14 protein-coding genes are annotated in these 18,882 nt (G+C 58.8%); 12 read left to right on the top strand and 2 right to left on the bottom strand.

The window, feature by feature from the left end; genetic code table 11:
• The first annotated feature begins 2 nt into the window (after window positions 1-2).
• The 9 genes from CE491_RS13550 to CE491_RS13510 all read left to right on the top strand — a co-directional run bounded on the left by CE491_RS13550 (window position 3) and on the right by CE491_RS13510 (window position 11,303).
• The gene (locus CE491_RS13550; protein WP_199885100.1) at window positions 3-1,805 is read left to right on the top strand and encodes a GMC family oxidoreductase; all 1,803 of its coding nucleotides are present in this window, start codon (window positions 3-5) and stop codon (window positions 1,803-1,805) included.
• A gap of 126 nt (window positions 1,806-1,931) precedes the next feature.
• The gene (locus tag CE491_RS13545; RefSeq protein WP_110948858.1) at window positions 1,932-3,107 is read left to right on the top strand and encodes a CaiB/BaiF CoA transferase family protein; all 1,176 of its coding nucleotides are present in this window, start codon (window positions 1,932-1,934) and stop codon (window positions 3,105-3,107) included.
• Between the two features lie 11 nt (window positions 3,108-3,118).
• The gene (locus CE491_RS13540) at window positions 3,119-4,744 is read left to right on the top strand and encodes a class I adenylate-forming enzyme family protein (protein ID WP_110948857.1); all 1,626 of its coding nucleotides are present in this window, start codon (window positions 3,119-3,121) and stop codon (window positions 4,742-4,744) included.
• Window positions 4,741-5,826, top strand: a complete 1,086-nt coding sequence (locus CE491_RS13535) for an MBL fold metallo-hydrolase (protein WP_234407592.1) — start codon at window positions 4,741-4,743, stop codon at window positions 5,824-5,826. The genes CE491_RS13540 and CE491_RS13535 overlap by 4 nt, the downstream gene beginning before the upstream one ends.
• 92 nt (window positions 5,827-5,918) lie before the next feature.
• On the top strand, window positions 5,919-7,025 hold the full coding sequence (locus CE491_RS13530; protein WP_199885099.1) for a cupin domain-containing protein: 1,107 nt from the start codon (window positions 5,919-5,921) through the stop codon (window positions 7,023-7,025).
• Window positions 7,025-7,909 carry a fumarylacetoacetate hydrolase family protein gene (locus tag CE491_RS13525; protein ID WP_110948855.1) on the top strand — a complete coding sequence of 295 codons (885 nt, stop codon included), beginning with the start codon at window positions 7,025-7,027 and terminating at the stop codon, window positions 7,907-7,909. Before CE491_RS13530 ends, CE491_RS13525 begins: the two co-directional genes overlap by 1 nt.
• A 51-nt stretch (window positions 7,910-7,960) precedes the next feature.
• Window positions 7,961-8,563 carry a TetR/AcrR family transcriptional regulator gene (locus CE491_RS13520; protein ID WP_110948854.1) on the top strand — a complete coding sequence of 201 codons (603 nt, stop codon included), beginning with the start codon at window positions 7,961-7,963 and terminating at the stop codon, window positions 8,561-8,563.
• 105 nt (window positions 8,564-8,668) lie between these two features.
• Complete coding sequence (locus CE491_RS13515) at window positions 8,669-10,024, top strand: OprD family porin (RefSeq protein WP_110948925.1); 1,356 nt, start codon at window positions 8,669-8,671, stop codon at window positions 10,022-10,024.
• A gap of 73 nt (window positions 10,025-10,097) precedes the next feature.
• Entirely contained in the window at window positions 10,098-11,303 is a 1,206-nt protein-coding gene (locus CE491_RS13510) for a multidrug effflux MFS transporter (RefSeq protein ID WP_110948924.1), read from the top strand.
• Window positions 11,304-11,804: 501 nt separating this feature from the next.
• Here the strand turns inward: CE491_RS13510 and CE491_RS13505 are convergent.
• Both CE491_RS13505 and CE491_RS13500 read right to left on the bottom strand, forming a co-directional pair.
• A complete protein-coding gene (locus tag CE491_RS13505; RefSeq protein ID WP_110948853.1) occupies window positions 11,805-13,475 on the bottom strand; it encodes a spinster family MFS transporter in 1,671 nt (556 codons plus the stop codon).
• 47 nt (window positions 13,476-13,522) lie between these two features.
• The gene (locus CE491_RS13500) at window positions 13,523-14,923 is read right to left on the bottom strand and encodes an OprD family porin (RefSeq protein ID WP_199885098.1); all 1,401 of its coding nucleotides are present in this window, start codon (window positions 14,921-14,923) and stop codon (window positions 13,523-13,525) included.
• A 433-nt stretch (window positions 14,924-15,356) separates the two neighbouring features.
• On the opposite strand from CE491_RS13500, the gene CE491_RS13495 reads away from it, so the two are divergent.
• Genes CE491_RS13495 through CE491_RS13485 form a run of 3 tightly spaced genes read left to right on the top strand, consistent with a single transcriptional unit; the run spans window position 15,357 to window position 18,882 of the window.
• Window positions 15,357-17,036 (top strand): FAD-dependent oxidoreductase, encoded by a 1,680-nt coding sequence (locus CE491_RS13495; protein WP_110948851.1) that lies wholly within the window; start codon window positions 15,357-15,359, stop codon window positions 17,034-17,036.
• The gene (locus CE491_RS13490) at window positions 17,033-17,938 is read left to right on the top strand and encodes a fumarylacetoacetate hydrolase family protein (RefSeq protein WP_110948850.1); all 906 of its coding nucleotides are present in this window, start codon (window positions 17,033-17,035) and stop codon (window positions 17,936-17,938) included. Before CE491_RS13495 ends, CE491_RS13490 begins: the two co-directional genes overlap by 4 nt.
• Window positions 17,939-17,949: 11 nt before the next feature.
• Window positions 17,950-18,882: a cupin domain-containing protein gene (locus CE491_RS13485; protein ID WP_110948849.1), complete on the top strand. Its 933-nt coding sequence runs from the start codon at window positions 17,950-17,952 to the stop codon at window positions 18,880-18,882.

Genomic DNA, 18,882 nt, shown 5'->3' with positions numbered 1-18,882 from the left:
CGATGACGACTGAAGCAGGAGTCGCGACTGTGTATGACTACATCATTATCGGCGGCGGTTCGGCAGGTTCGGTCCTGGCCCACCGCCTCAGCACCGACCCGCAGATCAGTGTACTGCTCTGCGAGGCAGGTATGGACACGCCCGAAGGTCAGGTGCCCGCTGCGATTCTGGACAGCTATCCCGGCACGGCATACCTCAATCCCGGCTTTCTCTGGGACAAGTTGCGCGTCACCACCCAGATCTTTCGTGGTGGACCGCCGGTAGCGCTGCGCAAGTATGAGCAGGCGCGGATCATGGGCGGCGGGTCGTCGATCAACGGCCAGTTCTTCAACCGCGGCGGTCCGAGCGACTATGACGAATGGCAGGCGCTTGGGGCTGAGGGTTGGAGCTGGGAACAGGTATTGCCGTATTTCAAGAAGGTCGAACGCGATCTGGACTTCGATGGGCCACTGCATGGCAAAGAAGGGCGGATCCCCGTGCGGCGGATTCTTCCAAAAGCCTGGCCGGGTCATCCGCTGGCCTTGGCTCAAGCGCTGGAGCAGGCCGGCTACAAATACCTGCCGGACCAGAACGGCGTGTTTGAGGACGGTTATTTCCCGATCGCTATTTCCAACGAAAACGAACGCCGGGTCTCGGCGGCCATGGCGTATCTGGACGAGCAAACCCGCCTGCGTCCCAATCTGACCATTCGCGCCAATACGCAGGTGAGCCGGCTGTTATTCGATGGCAAGCGCTGCCGTGGAGTTGAAGTCCAGGATAACGACCAATCGATGCAGCTGTTGGGACGGGAGGTCATTGTCAGTGCCGGGGCCATTCATTCACCGGCCTTGTTGATGCGCTCGGGCGTAGGGCCGGCTGCTCATCTCCAGGCCCATGGCGTGCCTTTGGTGGCAGACGTGCCAGGTGTCGGTCAGCATCTGATGGAGCATCCGGCGATTGCGCTGGCATCGTTCATTCGAAAACCTGCGCGCATCAATCAGCACACTCGGCGACACATCATGCTGGGGTGGCGTTATTCATCAGGCATGCACGATGCGCCTGCTGGCGACATGTTTGTCGCAGGCGTCAGCAAGACGTCGTGGCACGCGGTGGGTGAGCGGGTCGGGACCATGCTGATGTACGTCAACAAACCGTATTCTGCCGCAGGTCAGGTCACCCTTGAGTCGAACGACTGGCAGGCCTCGCCTAAGGTCGAGTTGAACCTGCTGGCCGATGAGCGCGACATGGATCGCTTGGCAGATGGCTTTCGGCGCATGGCGTCGATCCAGGACAGCGAGGCGATGCGCACAGCTACCTGCGAGCCGTTCCCGGCCAGCTACAGCGAAAAAGTGCGCCAGGTCGGCATGCTCAGTACCCGCAACAAAATCATCACCAGCGTGCTTGCGTGGTTGCTGGATGGGCCCGCGATGCTGCGAAAATACCTGATGACCAAAGTCGTGGCAGGCGGGCCGACGTTGTCCGCTGTGCTGGCCGATGAGCAACTGCTGCGTAGCTTTATCGCCAAGGCCTGCGTGGGCGTCTGGCATCCTGGCTGTACCTGTCGAATGGGCCGGGCCGATGACCCGATGGCGGTGACCGACGCGGCGGGGCGCGTACGCGGGGTGGACGGACTGCGAGTGGTCGATGCTTCGATCTTCCCGACACTGCCCAGCGGCAATATCAACTTTCCGACCATGATGGTCGCAGAGCGTATCTCGGACCTGATGCTTGCTGACCGCGGCCTGCCGCAGAGCGCACCCGGTCATGAGCCTGTGCCGGTAGCTGATGCGGCCGGCATCGCGACCGATCTGTTTCCCATTCTTTAGAAATAAGCCAGTCCGCGGCTGATTGTCGCTTGACAAATGGCGGGTGTTGTTTGAATCTGAATTCAATGGTTCATCCAATGATCCATTTATAAAAATAGTATCGAACGTCCAAGGAGATACAACGTTATGGCAGGTGCATTGGAAGGGCTGCGAGTCCTGGATTTCACACAAATGATGAATGGTCCATTCGGGACCATGCTGCTGGCTGACTTCGGTGCAGACGTAATCAAGGTCGAGCCACCGGAAGGCGACACCATGCGCAAGACCGGGGAGACCTTCCTCGGTGAGGATGCGGTGTATTTCCTGACCCTCAATCGCAACAAGCGCAGCGTGGTGATCGATCTGACCACCGTTGAAGGCCAGTCCATGGCGCACCAGCTGGCGGCTCAAGTCGATATCGTGGTGGAGAATTTCCGTCCAGGTGTGGCGAAGAAACTGGGTATCGATTACGAGACCCTCAAACCGCTCAACCCGCGCATGATCTACTGCTCCACCTCGGCCTTCGGTCGCGACGGCCCCGATGCCAAACGCCCTGGGATGGACCCAGTGGTTCAGGCCATGAGCGGCATCATGCAATTGACCGGTGACGAGCACACCGGGCCGCTGAAAACCGGCATGCCCTACAGCGACCTGATCACACCGCTGCTGTCGACCATCGGTGTCATGGCAGCACTTGAGTCGCGCAACAAGACCGGCCGCGGTCAGTTGGTCGACCTTTCGATGCTCGACGCCACCATCTTCAGCATGATCCCGCGCGACGCTTACTACTTCACGACCGGAGAAACGCCGGGGCGCATCGGCAACGCGCATTGGCAGATCGTGCCTTACAACACCTACAAGACCGCCGACGACCGCTTCATCATGATCATCGCCCATACCGATAAGTTCTGGCGGGCGCTGGCCGAAGCACTGGAAGCGCCGGAACTTGCGGCTGATCAGCGTTTGGCCACCAAGGACGGGCGATTGGCGCACCGTGAGATCGTCGATCAGGGCATTGCTGATGCGTTCGCAAAACGCCCCATGGCCTATTGGGACAAAAAATTGTTGGCGGCGGGCGTGATGTATTCGCCGGTACTGACCTTCCCTGAAGTGTTCGAGAGCGAGCGGGTACAACGTGAGCTGGTGGTTGAAGTCGATCATCCGCTTTCCGGCAAATTCAAGTTGATCACCAACCCGATCAAGCTGTCCGAAACCCCGCCAAGCACCCGAACCCCACCGCCAGTGTTGGGACAGCACACTGAAGAAGTCTTCGCCGAGTTCGGAATCACCCGGCAGACCGTCGCTGAAACCTCGGCAGGCTGAGGCACAAGCCCATGAAACAGGTCGATGAGAGGCTGCTGGAAGTCAATTCAGATGAGCAAAGCGTGCGTCATGACAGTTATTACCGGCAGGGTTTCTGGCGTACCGGGGATCTTTGGTCCAGCGTGTGCGAGTCCGCCGCGCGGCACCCCCAAAAGGTTGCGCTAATCGAGGAAAGCCGGTCACTGACCTTTGAGCAGATGGTCGGATTATCCAGTCGAGTTGCCGCCGGGATGCAGGGGCACGGGGTGAGGGCGGGCGACCTGGTTCTGATTCAAGCGCGCAATTCCATCGACGCCGCCTTGAGCATGCTCGCCTGCGCCTGCCTCGGTGCAGTCATGGCACCCATTCCGCCCATGTTCTCGGCGGCACAAATCGCGGCGATCTGCGGCAACGCCAATGCGCGAATGCTGATTGCCCTCGGTGAACCCAAGGAAATCACTCGGGCCATGGAGGGTGTTCAGTTAGCGGGGACCGCGACCACGCTGGTCGTACCCGACGATTACGCGACGTCCAGCCCTGCCTGCACATGGTCGCAGCTTGTGGCAGGCGACGCACAGTGGTCCCACTCGCCGGTGGATGCCGAGGCGCTCGCGCTATTGGTGTATTCCTCCGGGACCACCGGCACGCCCAAGGGTGTGATGCACTCGGCCAACACGCTGCGCTTCGCTATCGAACAGCGCGCCAAGGCGCAACATGTGGGCACAGAGGATGTGTGCCTGGTAGCGGCACAGTTCGGATTTGTCGGCAGTGCCGTCTTCGGCCTGCTGGCCTGCGCTGTGTTGGGTGTGACCACGGTTCTGATGCGCAGCTGGAACGGTGACGACGCACTGGCGCTGATCGCTCGCCATCGCATCACGTACGGGCTGCTCATGCCGACCCACGTGCATGATCTGTTGCATTCGCCATTGCTGGGTGACGTCGACGTATCCTCGTTTCGGCATTGCGCGATGAGTGGTTTATCGCGGGCTCAGCGGCTGGCGGTCCGTGAACGACTCTGTCCGCTGCCATTCGCGGCCTATGGAATGTCGGAATGCCTGGGCCTTGCCAGTTCCCGCCCACAGGACAGCTTGCGTAGTCAGCTTGAGTCCGACGGCGTTCCTTTACCGGGCAACGAAGTGCGTATTGTTGATGCGCAGGGTGCGGATATGGCCGTGGGTGATGTCGGTGAAATCCTGGTCCGAGGTCCGTGCTGCTTCCTCGGCTACTACGGCAATCCTTCGTTGACGAGCAAATGTCTGGATCGAGAAGGCTGGCTGCGAACAGGCGACTTGGGACGTTTGACCGCTGATGGCGAGATTGCCTATGTCGCCCGCGAAAAGGACGTCATCCGCCGAGGAGGGGTGAACATCTACCCCGGTGACACTGAGGCCATCCTGGTCGGTCATCCGCGCATCGAACACGTGGCGCTGGTCGGCTATCCCGATCAACGCCTGGGTGAACGAGCCTGTGCATGCGTGATCACTCACGACAAGCTTGAAATATCCCTTGAAGAACTCTGTGATTGGCTGCAAACCCGAGGAGTTGCCCGCTATTCCTGGCCAGAGCGCGTTGCCGTGTTTGACCAATTTCCACGCAGTGCATCCCTCAAGGTGCAGAAAACCGTATTGGCGCAGTGGCTTCGGGAGCGTTCACAGTGAGCGCCGCGCTTGAAAAATGGCAGCGTGACCGTGAGCGCTCCATCGCTCAGGGCCTGAGCTATCCGTTTGCTCAGTTACCGGTGCCAGGGCAGATGCGGCAAGTCGCGCCGGGCGTTTACTGGATTCGTATGCCACTGCCGTTCGTGCTCGATCACATCAATTTGTGGGCGCTGGAGGACGATGATGGCTGGACGTTGGTGGACACCGGCGTGTACTCCGGTGCCAGCATCGAAAGCTGGCAGAGCCTTCTGGATAACTGGCCCGACGCACGCCCTATAAAGCGCGTAATTGTCACCCACATGCATGTCGATCATGTCGGCATGGCGGGCTGGTTCAGCGAGCGTTTCGGCTGTTCGTTGTGGATGGCGCGGCAGGAATATCTGCAGGCGCGGTTGACCCTAGCCGACGCCAATCAACCGTTGCCACACGCCTGGCGGCAGTTCTACGTACGAGCGGGCTGGAATGACCAGGCCATCGACGCCTTCGCCGCGGGCGCGGCCAAATATGTACGCAAGTTTCACCCCTTGCCAAGCAGCTACCGCCGCCTTCGCGACGGTGAACACATCGCGATAGGTGGGCATCAGTGGAAGATTCTGCTGACGGGCGGCCATTCGCCCGAACACGCTTCGCTTTATTGCGCCGACCTCAAGTTGTACATCTCGGGCGACCAGGTGCTGCCACGGATCTCCTCGAACGTATCGACCTATCCCTACGAGCCGGACGCCAATCCGTTGGATGACTGGTACAGCTCACTGGGGCGTATTGCCTTGCAGGTGCCAGATGAGGTGATGGTGCTGCCCTCGCACAACGAATGCTTCCATGGCCTTCATCCGCGTATCGAAGCGTTGCGTGAATCCGTGGGGCAGGGGCTTGCCGACCTGCGCAAGGCCCTGCGAACTCCCGCGCGGGTGATCGACCTGTTCGAAGTGCTGTTCCACCGACCGATTGATCAAAGCAATCCGGCGCAGTACCGCATGGCCACCGGCGAAGCGACCTCGCACCTGAACCTTTTGCTGCACCGCGGCGAACTCAGCGTGAATTCCGATGATCAGGGCGTCTGCTGGTATCGGCTACGCAGCTAAAAAATTCGAATATTTCTGAAAGGGCCTTGCATGATCTGTCGGCCTTTTTATAATGGTTCAACCTTTTACAAGTGAATAAAAGGATAACAATAATGAGCGCACCCGCAACCGGATCCACTACTGAATCCTCCATGGTCGATGGTCAGGCACGCAAAGCGTTGAAAGAGGACCTGGCGCGTTTTGACTGCCGTATTCACCAGCCTGACGACCCGCCGCTGTTCACTCGCGAACCTCGCTCCGAGATGCGAACCGTGCATTGGCGCTGGACGGATCTGGAACCGTTGCTGGAGCGCGTGGGGCAGGCGATTGCCATTGGCTCAGGCGGACAGCGCCGGACGCTGCGCCTGGCCAACCCCGGATTACCGTTCGGCACCACCCACACGTTCTGGGCATCGATCCAATACATCCTGCCGGGCGAAGTCGCCGAGGCGCATCGCCACACGGCCAACGCTTTTCGTTTCATTCTCAAGGGCAGCGGCTGCACCACCACCGTGGATGGCGAGATGTATTCGATGCACGAGGGGGATCTGGTTCTGACGCCGAGTATGGCCTGGCACGACCATGTGCATCATGGCGATGAGCCGATGATCTGGCTCGATGTGCTGGACATCAGCCTTTCACGTTCGCTGCACGCCACCTTTTTCGAACCCTATGACCAACAGATGCAGCCCGTCGGCGCGGTCCCTGAGCACTCCTGGCGTGCGTTTGGCAGCGGCATCATGCGCAGTCCGCGCGCGGCCCGGTCTACGACCATCAACCCGTTGCTGGTGTACCCGCGGCAGCAGGCGCAAGCGGCGCTTACGCTGGCCGAAGGGTTGGAGACCGATCCTTACGAGGACGTGGTCCTTGAATACCAGGATCCGGTGAACGGTGGTTCGGCGATGAAAACCATGGGTATGAGCCTGCTCAAGCTGCGTCCCGGATTCCAAGGACAGCCTCGGCGGCACACCGGCAGCAAGCTGTACTGCGTGCTGCGCGGACATGGCACGACCATCGTTGATGGACAGCAGTATGACTGGGCACCGGGTGACTTCCTGGCTATCGCGCCGTGGTCCTGGCACCAACACAACAATCAAACCGCCCAGGAAGCGGTGCTGTTCGAGGTCGACGATACGCCGGCCATGAAAGCACTGGGGTATTACCGAGAAGAAGGGCTGGAGCAGGGCGAAGGCCGTCAAATCATGGGAGCGACACAATAATGAAGCTGGCAGTGTTCGGTGAGTATCGATTGGGTGTCATCGCGGATGACCAAGTGTTCGACATTACGGCGGTGGTGCCTGCTGCGCTGGACGACATGCCTGAACAGCGCATGAACTGGTTGATCCGTCATTGGCAGGAGGTCCGTGAGCAGGTTCAGGCCTTGCAACGCGACACCCGGCCACAGGCGTTGGCCGACGTTCAATTGATGCCGCCAAGTCCTTATCCGTCGCACGTTTTCGCCGCGCCGGCCAACTACCGCAAGCATGTCGGTGAACTGGGCGTGCGTTCGGTCAGCAAGGGGCGTACGGCTCGCGAGCAGGGGTTCTTTCTTAAAGCGCCAGGTTCGCTGGTAGGGGCGGGGAGCAACATCATCCTGCCCCATGGTTCCGATCGTCGCTTCGATCATGAGTCGGAACTGGCCGTGATCATTGGCAAGCGCGCGCGCAACGTCCCAAGGGCTGAGGCGATGCAGTACGTGTTCGGTTACAGCTGCCTGATCGACGCCACCATGCGCATCGAGCCTGGCGTGGCCGAAGAGGAGCGCTCCATGCGCAAGTCGTTCGCCACGTTCACGCCCCTGGGGCCGTATCTGGTGACGGCGGACGAAGTTCCTGATCCGCAGAATCTGAGTAACCGTCTGTGGGTCAACGACGAGCTTAAACAGGACGCCAACACCAAGGACATGATTGTCGACATTCCCGAATTGATCGAATTGATCTCCTCGGTATTGACCCTCAACCCTGGCGACGTGATCGCCACCGGCACACCTGAAGGAGTAGGTCCGTTTGCGCCCGGTGATCGGGTCAGGATCGCCATTGAGTCCATCGGTGAAATGTCCCTGAGCGTGATCCAGGCCGATGCCCGCGCACCCCGCGCCTACTGAGATTACATCCGTGAGCCTGGCCGTGATCGTCAGCGCAACAAGGAGCCATTGATGTCCCGGACCGAGACGATCAGGACCCATGCGGTGCGCATGATCGCCAGCGATGGATTCGAGGGCATGTCGCTCAGAGCCCTGGCCAGTGCTTGCGGGCTGCAGCCGGGGTCGATCTACACCCACTATCGCAGCAAGCAGCAGTTGCTGGTCGAGGTGGTGGCGGAATACCTGGAGGATTTATTGCAGCACTGGCGATTGCGCAAGCGCGGCATGAGGTCGCCGGTCAAGCAATTGCAGATGTTCATCGACGTGTACGTGGACTTTCAGTCGGCACGTCGCGACGAACAACGGATCCTGCATTGGGATTTGCGCTCGTTGGACTCGGCAGCTCGTCTGCGCGTGGAAATGCTCATGGATGAATACTGCAGCGAATTGGTTGCACCGCTGCAGGCGGGCCAGCGCAAGGGCCTAATGGTTATTGAGGATGTTGCTACCACTGCCCGATTGTTCGTCGGGCTAATGATCAACATGTGCGTACAGGCAGAGCAAAGCGCTGTCGACTCACGGCATCTGATTGCGTTGCTCTGGCGCTGTGTCCTGGGGATGACCGGCGCGCGGTGCCTGCCGCGTTCATCTTCAGTTGCGAACGTCACTGCGTAAGGCAAAACCGTTTTATCGCGTGCAAGGCTTTTTCTAACAACAATAAGAGTGAATAAGCACATGCAAAAGATCGACGTTCGCCAAACCGCGCGCGCTTGTCGCGTGATGGGTTTGCAAGTTTGTGGGTTGCTTCTGGGCGTTTGCGCCAGTGGCCTGGGCATGGCCGCGAGTCAAAGTGACTCGGCAGGCTTTATCGAAGACAGCCATCTCGATTTGCTCAACCGTAATTTTTACTTCTATCGCGATATGCGCAATGGGGCGACGAACAATCTGGGTGCCAACTCGCGCAAGCCTGTCTCGGACCGCAACGGTTATCGCTCGGAATGGGCGCAGGGTTTGATGACTTACTACCGCTCGGGATTTACGCAGGGCACCGTCGGATTCGGTCTCGATGCGTTTGCCATGGTGGGCGTAAAACTCGACGGCGGCGGCGGTACTACCGGTACCAGTCTCGTACCATGGGGCGCCGACGGCCATCCGGAACGAGAGTTTTCCAAGTTGGGCGGCGCGATCAAGATGCAGTTCTCCAAGACGGTACTCAAGTATGGTGAGCAGATTCCTAACGTGCCGGTGTTCTCGTCGAACCAGTTCCGGCTGCTGCCAAGCACCGCCACCGGGTTCAGCCTGATCAGCAACGAGGTCGACAAGTTGACCATTCAGGCCGGGCACTTTACCGCCGCCAGCAGTACTGATTCCAGCCACAATGACGGTGAAATCACCACGGACTATACGGTGTTGCCTTCGGCGCGTGCCATCGACTACCTGGGGGGCAATTACAAGGTCAATGACCAGCTGAGTTTCGTGCTGTACGGGTCCCAACTCAAAGACATCTGGCGCCAGTATTACGGTAACGCGACTTATCTGATGCCATTGACGGCCACCACCTCGTTGTCCTTCGCCTTCAACATCTTCGACACCCACGACTATGGGAAGGCCCGGGGCGGCGAAATCGATAACACCTCGTGGTCGTTCATGACCGGCTACAGCTTTGGTCCGCACAAAATATCGGTGGGGTATCAGAAGATCGATGGCGATGAACCGTTCGACTGGGCCGCCTATGAAGGCACGCAGAGTGGGGCGGTTTACCTGAGCAACGCGGGAGCCGTGGTGCCATTCAGCGAACCTAATGAACAATCCTGGCAGCTGCGCTACGATCTGGACATGGCGCCCTTTGGCGTGCCCGGCTTGACGTTCATGACGCGCTATATTCGCGGTGACGGGATGGATAACTCCCACAGCAACAATCCATATTACCGGCGTATCGGTACCTACGACCCTGACGCCAAGAACAATAAAGAATGGGAGCGCAACATTGATGTGGGCTACGTTGTGCAGTCGGGCAAGGCAAAAAACCTGAGCTTTCGCGTCAGGCAATCCACTCACCGCGCGAGCAGCGGAACACGCTGGCCGGATCATGATGAAGTACGGGTGATCGTCGAATACCCCATCAGCATCTTTTGATGATAGGGCCCGGCATTACGAACCTAATGAAAGCAAGCAGTAGGAGGCTCGTCCAACGATGCTGGATGATTCAATGAATATCGCCGTCGAGCGCAAGGCCTCTCCTCCGTTGTGGCTATTGGTGTTGGTGACGATGAGCGGCACGCTGGCCATGCATATGTTCGTGCCAGCGTTGCCTTACTCAGCAGCAGAACTGCACGCGACAGTCGCGCAGACGCAGATGACCATCAGCATGTACATCATTGGTCTGGCGGTGGGGCAGTTGATCTACGGGCCTTTGTCCGACTCCCTGGGGCGTAGGCCCGCGTTGATGCTGGGATTGACGCTCTATCTGCTGGGAGGCATCACGGCGGCGTTGACCACTAACCTGCACATGCTGGTAGCAGCGCGGCTGGTGCAGGCTTTGGGAGGATGTGCAGGATTGGCGCTGGGCCGTGCCATCGTTCGTGACACCTCCGACTCGAAAACCGTGGTCAGTCGGCTCGCACTGCTAAACCTTATGATGATGATCGGCCCAGGGCTTGCACCCATTCTGGGGAGCGGCATCGCCGCCACGCTGGGATGGCGGGCGATCTTCTGGGTGCTCGCCGGGCTCGGCTCAATCGCGTTGATATCCACCTGGTGGTTGCTGCCTGAAACGGGTAAGCCCAGCGGACGCTTCAGTGGTCGAATCATGCTCACCGACTACAAATGCCTGTTCAGCTCTGTCCGATTCGTCGGTTTTGCTTTGGGCGGGGGTATGGCAACCACGTCGATTTACGCTTTCATCGCCGCTGCTCCGTTCATCTTCGTTACCGAACTTCATCGGCCGCTGCATGAAGTTGGTCTGTATCTGGGGCTGATGATCGCCGGAATGTCGTTAGGTAATGCGCTGACCGGTCGACTGATTCGCAGCGTGCCCATCAATCGTCTGATGTTGGGGGGCAATACGCTGAGCGTGATCAGCGCGTTACTGCTGGTAGCCATCACCGTCAGCGGCCATTTGAACCTGGCAGCAGTGCTGGTATTGATGTTTTTATTCACCTGCGGGCTGGGACTTACCAGTCCTTCCGCGCTGACCAAATCGCTGAGCGTCAATCCACATTTGACCGGTTCTGCGGCAGGGTTATATGGGTTTTTGCAGATGACCGCTGGGGCGATCAGCACCTCTTTCGTTTCCATAGGCTCCGATCCCGCGTTATCAGCTGCTACCGTCCTGCTGGGTGCGGTGACGCTGGCTCAACTCGCGTTTTGGGTTTCGCTGCGGCAGGAAAGAATTGAAGTATTTGAAAAGCGCTAGTGTGCTGTCTTGCAATGCTGAGCTACCAGGAGATCTAAAAAACGTAACTGGGTTATTTCGAGCAATTAAAAAGCCGGCTTGTGGGCCACGATAGGATTTGGCTCGAAAACTGGATGGCGAAGCAACGTCGTCTGATGGTGGCCCGGGTAGTAGAGATCCAGTACAGATGCCATCCATTCGACGGGGATGTTTTGGGTGACGGTGCTCAGGTCAGAGTTTGAAAGATTATCGAGGACGAGCAGGCTCTGTTGAATAGACGGCTAAATCCGATGACAGAACTCTGGCATCGGATTTTCTAATAAGCCCGGCGTAGGTCAAATGCTCAGCTGGCCAGCGCTACCCTCTGTCCGCAGTTGCGCTTAGGCTGACAGGGCTCACATCCAAATTTCAATTGGCAGGATGAGTCATTATCCATCAGCGTTACCCGACGGTGGCGGTAAGTCGCTTAGATAACCTGCCGATAAAAATCTGGCCAAGCTATTTTCGCGGGCCTTTCCATGATTATCCTTGAGAACCGGGAGCTTCTAGTTCCTTAGGGAACGTGGTGCCGGGGGCGGTTTTCATCGCCTGAGGTTCCTTCGCAATTTCTTCATGTGCCTGCGCTTCCGCCTGCTTCAATGTGCGTGCTGCATAAAGTAGCGCAGTAAGGGTAATCGGTAGGACAGCGAGGGAACACAGAATCGCGAAGCGCAGGTCACCGGTGGCATCGCTGATCAGCCCCACGCAGTAGGGCCCCATGCCAAGACCAAATATATTCGGGCCCAGGGAGAAAGCGGCGAACGCCGTACCCCGCAGTCGTGGCACCACCATGTCCTGGGTCGTGGCCTGCAACGGGCCGAACCACATGGGCACGAAGAATGTGGCGATCGAATAGGCCACGTAAAACACCGCGACACTGTCGGTCACGTACTGCACGACGCTGGCCGCGGTAAAGCTGCATACCGTAAAACACACGAAGTACAGGCGGCCGGACGGATGCCGGCGCCGGGCCTTGTCGCACAGCCAGCCGCTTAGGGCGATGCCCAGTCCGCCGGCAATGACGGCGATGACGCCCAGGTGCAGGCCTGCCTCGGAAGTGAAGCCCAGGCTGCGTGTCGCATAGACGAATACAAAACCGTTGACCGCGTTCATGGTGAACGCCAGAAAGGCACCCGCCACCATGAGCATGCGAAAGGTTTTCGACCCGGTGATCAAACGGTGGATGACCGGGTCGCCCAACCGGGCCGATTGAAACCAGTTGGCGCAGGCGTAAAAGGCAATGCCCATGGCCAGCCATTGCACCAGGTTGCTGGTAATGGAAAAGCCGGCTACCGAGCCCAGTTCAGCCTTGCGAGCCGTCGATAATACGGCGTTGGTAGCCCAGGTCGCGCCGATTACCATCACGATGGCCAACCCTAGGTTGACGCTATTGCGCACGTATTCGATTGGTGCGGCCTGGTTCGCCCTCAGGCGCATCCAGCTCCATGGCGGGAACATCGCCGCCAAGTCGCGAATGGCATCGCGGAAAGGATGTGGTGTCGGTCTGGCGGGGGCGGCGTCGAGGCGACCGCGAACCGGTTCACGGATAGTCAATATCACTACCAGGGCAAACAACAGCCCTGGCAGCCCGACCCCAATGAACGAGGCTTGCCAACCGGAAAGCCCGAACGGCGCCGCCAGGCCGCTCTGGCCATACGCGCTTTGCCAGGCAGTAACGATCGAACCGCCAATCATCAGCGAGGTCCCGGCTCCCAGATACACACCCACTGAATACAGTGCCAGCACGGTCCCGCGTCGGGCCGGTTCGAAATAATCACCCAGTAACGAGATCGCCGCCGGTGAAGAGCTCGCCTCGCCGATGCCCACGCCGACTCTGGCCAGCCCCAAGTCGGTGAAATGCCGCGCGGCGCCGGAAAGAGTGGTCATCAGCGACCAGAAGGAGAGACCTAGGGCCAAGGTCCGCACGCGACTCCAGCCATCGGCCAGGCGCGCCAAAGGAATACCGAAAACGCAGTAAAAAAGCGCAAAGGACGTGCCATAAAGCAGGCCCAGTTGCGCGTCGGATATACCAAGGTCGGCCTTGATGTAAGGGGCAAGTATCGACACGATTTGCCGGTCAATGTAACTGAAGGCATAGATCACGGTCAGTACAAGCAATACATACCAGCGGTACCAGGGGCGTTCGATCGTCATAGTGGTGTACCTGTTTTTTATTGGATATATCGGTATGCAAACCGCGGTCAGAGCAGTTTGATCGGCATCTCAATGATGATCCTGAATTCATCGAAGTCCGGCCAGCGGGTCCCCGTGCTTGAGCGGTGTTTGGCGTTGCGCAGGCGAACGCTCAAGTTCTTGGCTTTGCCCGATTGCACGACGTAACCCAGGTCTATATCGCGCTCCCAATGTTTGTTGTCATCGGGATTGGAGTCGTAAGTGCCGATTTTCTTGTAAAAGGTGTTTTCGCTATGGCTGTTATCCATGCCCTGGCCGCGAATATAACGGGTCATGAAGGTCAAACCGGGAACGCCATAGCCCGCGAAGTTAAGGTCATAGCGCAGTTGCCAAGAGCGTTCATGGGGTTCCGAGAATGGGAACACGCTGCTCACGTTGTTGAGGTAGGGGATGCCGCTTTGGGTGCGATCGAAGGCGATATAATCGAACGGTTCGTCGCCATCGATATACTGGTACGCGACTGAGATTTTATGGCTGTCGAATTGATAGGCCCCCAGCACCGACCAGGCAAACGTATCAATCGGGCCGCCCTTGGAGGCGCCGTAGTCGTGGGTGTCATAACCGTTGAATTCAAAGGACAGCGCCTGGTGCTTGTTCAACGGCAAGACGTAGCTGGCCCCGCCGTAATACTGGTGCCAGATGTCCTTGTATTCCGAACCGTAGAAGGTCGCGGTAAAGCTGTTGTCGGCTTTATAAGTCCCGCCCGCGTAACTGAGGCTGCGGCCTTCGGGCAGCACCTCGTAGTCGGTGGTGATCTCGCCGTCGCCATTGGTGGAATCGTTGCTGGTGACGGCGGTGAAGCGCCCGGCCTGAATATTAATATGGCTGAACTCGTTGCTGTTGATGCTCAGTCCGCGCGCACTACTGGGCAACAGACGCACATCCGAGTAGGTCAGCACCGGTACCTGGGGCATCTGTTCCCCATACTTGATCACGGTGTTGGAGGCTTGTATCGCCAGGGCCATGCCGGCCTTGGAATAATCGTCCTCGGGATGTCCGGAATCACTCCAGGGCAAGAGGCTGTTGCCAGTGCGGCCGCCGCCGCTGTCCAGTTTCAGGCCCAACGCGCCATACCCTTCCAGGCCAAAGCCCACTGGGCCTTGGGTGAATCCGGTATTGAACTTGGCAATGAAGCCCTGCGCCCACTCGCCGCGATAGCCGTTGCGTTCCGACAGGGGTTTGTATGCGTTGGTACCGAGGCTGTTGGAGGCACCGTCGCGGTAATCGCGGTTGAAATAGAAATTGCGCAGGATCAGGTTCAGATGGCTACCGTCGATCAGACCGGTGGCCTGGTTCTGCTGACTGTCGGCGAATGCGCAGGGCGACAGACTTATCAGCGAACAGCACAGCCATGACAGGCTGAGCCATTGGCGGTGTGCTGGAGCCAAAGTTGAGGATACAAAGCACATGGGGCGCCTCATTATTATTGTTGTGTGCAAAGGGCAATGTGCGGAAGTTCTTAAGTTGAAGGACCTCATTCATTTGCCAACGTCCGCCCACTATTAATAGCGGCAACGGCTTATCGATCGTCCAATACGATTTACCAATCCATTGAGAGCTTAAACTTCTGTCCTGAAACCAGACTTTTCTCCTCTTAATCCAGTGCCAAAGCCTATTGGACGTGGGCTAGACCTTATTCTAATGATCACGCCAGAGCATTGCCGGCGATTGGCGGCGAACTGCGTAGAGCAAGAACCTTTACCTCTCAATGGATCGTTAAAGAGTATTGGTCAATTAACTTTTAACTTGGCTAAGTTAAGTCACGTAGCGATTGACGGCGGCAGAAAAAGCCGGCGCATTTCAAGGCATTAAACGTGCTTATCTGGTGAGGAGTTCTTCAATATGGCGCAAAACGATGCGGGAGGCCGTACCCCGGTCATGATTATCGGCGCAGGCCCGGTCGGGCTGGCCTTGGCCGGTGATCTGGGGTGGCGTGGCATCCCATGTATTCTGGTCGAGAAGAGCGACGGCCAAGTGTTTCAACCGCGGATGGACATGGTCGGTATCCGCACCATGGAGTTTTGCCGTCGCTGGGGCATCGTTGAAGATGTCGAGAACGCCGGATACAACCGCGATTATTCTCAGGACTACGCCTGGGTATCGCAACTGGCTGGCGGCTATGAATTCGGTCGCGAATCATTCCCCACGGTTCGTGATGAACCCAAGCCTGCGCAAAGCCCGCAAAAGCGTGAACGCTGCCCACAGAATTTTTTCGACCCGGTGCTGACCCGTTTCGCCCAGCGCAGCGGGCTGGCGGACATCCGCTATAACACCGAATACCTGTCCCATGAAGAACACGCCGACGGCGTTACGGTGCAGCTGCGCGACACCGTCAGCGGCGACGTGCAGACCGTGAAATGTCAATACTTGGTCGGTTGCGATGGCGGTGCGAGTCGGGTGAAGGAATGCCTCGGGATTAAGATGACCGGGACCCCGACACTCACCTACACCACCAATGCCATCATCGAGTGCGCGCAGCTGGAGCAACTGCACGACAAGAAGCCCGGCTACCGCTACATCTTCATTGGCCCCGAGGGGACCTGGAGCACCGTCGTGGCGATTAATGGCCGTGACTGGTGGCGCTTCTCCATTGTAGGCGACGGCACCATGCGTACCCTTAGCGAAGAGGACGTGGCAAAGGCGTTCCGGCGCGCGGTGGGGCGTGATGATTTCGAGTTCAAGATAATTTCGGTCATGCCCTGGATCCGCCGACAGTTGGTTGCCGACGACTACGGCACCGAGCGTGTGGTAATCGCTGGCGATGCGGCGCACCTGACTTCGCCTACCGGCGGCTTTGGCATGAACATGGGTATCCAGGATGCGGTGGATCTGGGCTGGAAGCTCCAGGCACTGGTGCAGGGTTGGGGTGGTCCGCACTTGATGCAGACCTATGAAGACGAGCGGCGCCCAGTAGCGATTCGCAACGTCAACGAGGCCACCAATAACCTCAAGTTGATGCTCACCCCGAGGGACAGCCTAAGCCCGGCCGTGTTCGAACCCGGTGTCGAGGGCGACCGAGCACGCCAGGAATTCGGTGACGCCTACACCAAAATGATGAAACGCGAGTGGTATACCATTGGCATCCACCTGGGTTTCCGCTACGAAGGTTCGCAGCTGATCGTTGCTGATGGCACGCCCGAACCCGAAGACACCGTCAGCACTTACGTGCAGACCGCCCGGCCGGGCCACCGCGCGCCCCATGCCTGGCTTGAGCCGGGCAAGTCGACCCTGGACTTGTTCGGTCGTGACTTTGTACTGCTGCGTTTCGACCCTGCCCAGCCGGTCGACCGCCTGGTGTCCGCAGCCGAAAAGGCAGGGGTGCCACTGACCGTGGTGGACGTGGATAGCCCTGAGGTTCGCGAGCTATACGAAAACGCCCTGGTCCTGGTGCGTCCCGATGGTCATGTTGCCTGGCGCGACGACCGTCAGCCGGAGGATGGCGCGAGCATCATCGACACGGTGCGCGGCGCCCGTGCCAAAGTCCATTCCCCTCAGGCTACCGAAGAGGTCATCGCCTCATGAAACTGATCAGCTTCGATAACGGCCACCTCGGAGTGGTAACGCCTGAGGGTGTCATCGACATCACGGATCTTTCGGGGATCGACGCGCACTTCTGGCCACCCGTAGGCATGGTGCGCTTGGTTGAACAATTTGACACCCTCGGCGCGGGTCTGCGTGATGCGCTGAATTCGCGCCCCGCAGTGCCGCTGTCCCAGGTAAGGCTGGACGCGCCGATTCGCTGGCCGAACAAGGTGATCGCGTTTCCGGCCAATTACCACGCCCACATCGATGAGATGAAGGGCGGCAGTGGCAGCGGCGTGATTTCTACCTTCAAGGCCAGTGGCCAGGGTTTTTTCCTCAAGTCCAACTCCAGCCTCAGTGGTCCCGCGGACGCAATCGTGCTGCCGCCTCTGGATGACCGGGAAATTCATCACGAATGTGAACTGGGCATTGTCATCGGCAAACGCGGCCGTGGCATCACCGCCCAAGACAGCCAAGAATACGTGTTTGGTTTCACCTGCCTGCTGGACATGGTGGTGCGGGGCGTTGAAGAGCGGGTCATGCGTAAGTCCTTCGACACCTTCTGCCCCACCGGGCCATGGATCGTCACCGCCGATGAAGTTCCGGACTTCAGCAATATCAACATGCGCCTGACCGTCAATGGCCAGGAGCGGCAATCGGCCTGCACCCGCGACCTGATCGTGAACATCCCGGAAATGATCGCCATGGCCTCGGCGGTCATGACTCTGGAGCCCGGCGATATTATCGCCACCGGCACGCCAGCCGGCGTCGGTCCGGTCCAGGAAGGCGATGTGGTGGAAATCACCATTGACGGCATCGGCTCCATGCGTCTGCCGGTGGTGCGCGGCACCCAGGGCGAACACTCGGTATGGAACGCCGCCAAGGCTCATCTGGCGGTATAAGGAAGCGACCTATGACTCCGTTATCTGCAAGCGCCGCTCCTCAGGGCTATTTCGAACAATTGGCCGAGCAGGGTTTGTCGCCCGGTTGGGCCAAGAAGAAGCCGCAGATGTGGCCACAGCCCCGTCCGCGTTATGTACCGGCAGTGTGGCGCTATGCCGATGCTCGCGCGGCACTCGACCTGGCCTGCGAGTTCGTCTCGCCGGAACAGGCCGAGCGGCGCAACCTGATCATGGTCAACCCGGTACCGGACAACCTGTACCCAACCTGCCAGAACCTGGTGGCGGCTTACCAGTTGGTGTTACCGGGTGAAACTGCGCGTTCCCATCGTCATTCGCCCAACGCGCTCCGGCTGATTCTCGATGCTGGCGGCGAGACGTTCACTATTGTCAACGGTGTGAAAATTGATGTGGCCGAAGGCGATGTGGTACTGACGCCGTCCTGGCACTGGCACGGACATAGCAACTTCGGCAATGAACCGGCGTTCTGGATCGACTTTCTCGACGTACCGCTGGTGCAGAATCTGGACTGCATGTTTTTCGAGGATCACCCCTCGCGCAACGAGCAACCCACCGCCCACGCCCCGGATTCGCCCATGCGCAACAAAGGCGCGGATATCAGCGCCCAGCTGCGCACCGAGAGCAGCCTGGCAATCGAATCCAGTGCTTTGAACACCATTGGCTTACACGGGGTCGGGCTCAAGCAGGGAGAACGACTGAGCTACGAAAAGCGCCTCGAAAACAACATCTATACAGTGACAGCCGGTGAGGTTCGGATGAATGTCGAAGGGCTGGGTGTGGTAGATCTGTGCCGTGGGGATGTGATCGTCGTTCCCACGTGGAATGCCTATTCCATCGAGGGGCGTTCGGCCTGGGCTCAATTGATCCGGGTGACCGATGAGCCGGTGATGCGTGCCTTGGGCTTCGTCGATGTCACCCGGCTCTGA

The organism is Pseudomonas bohemica (genome assembly GCF_002934685.1).
Taxonomy (GTDB): Bacteria; Pseudomonadota; Gammaproteobacteria; order Pseudomonadales; family Pseudomonadaceae; genus Aquipseudomonas; species Aquipseudomonas bohemica.
The sequence above is the reverse complement of the archived record's forward strand: the minus strand, read 5'-3'. Positions and strand labels throughout refer to the sequence as shown.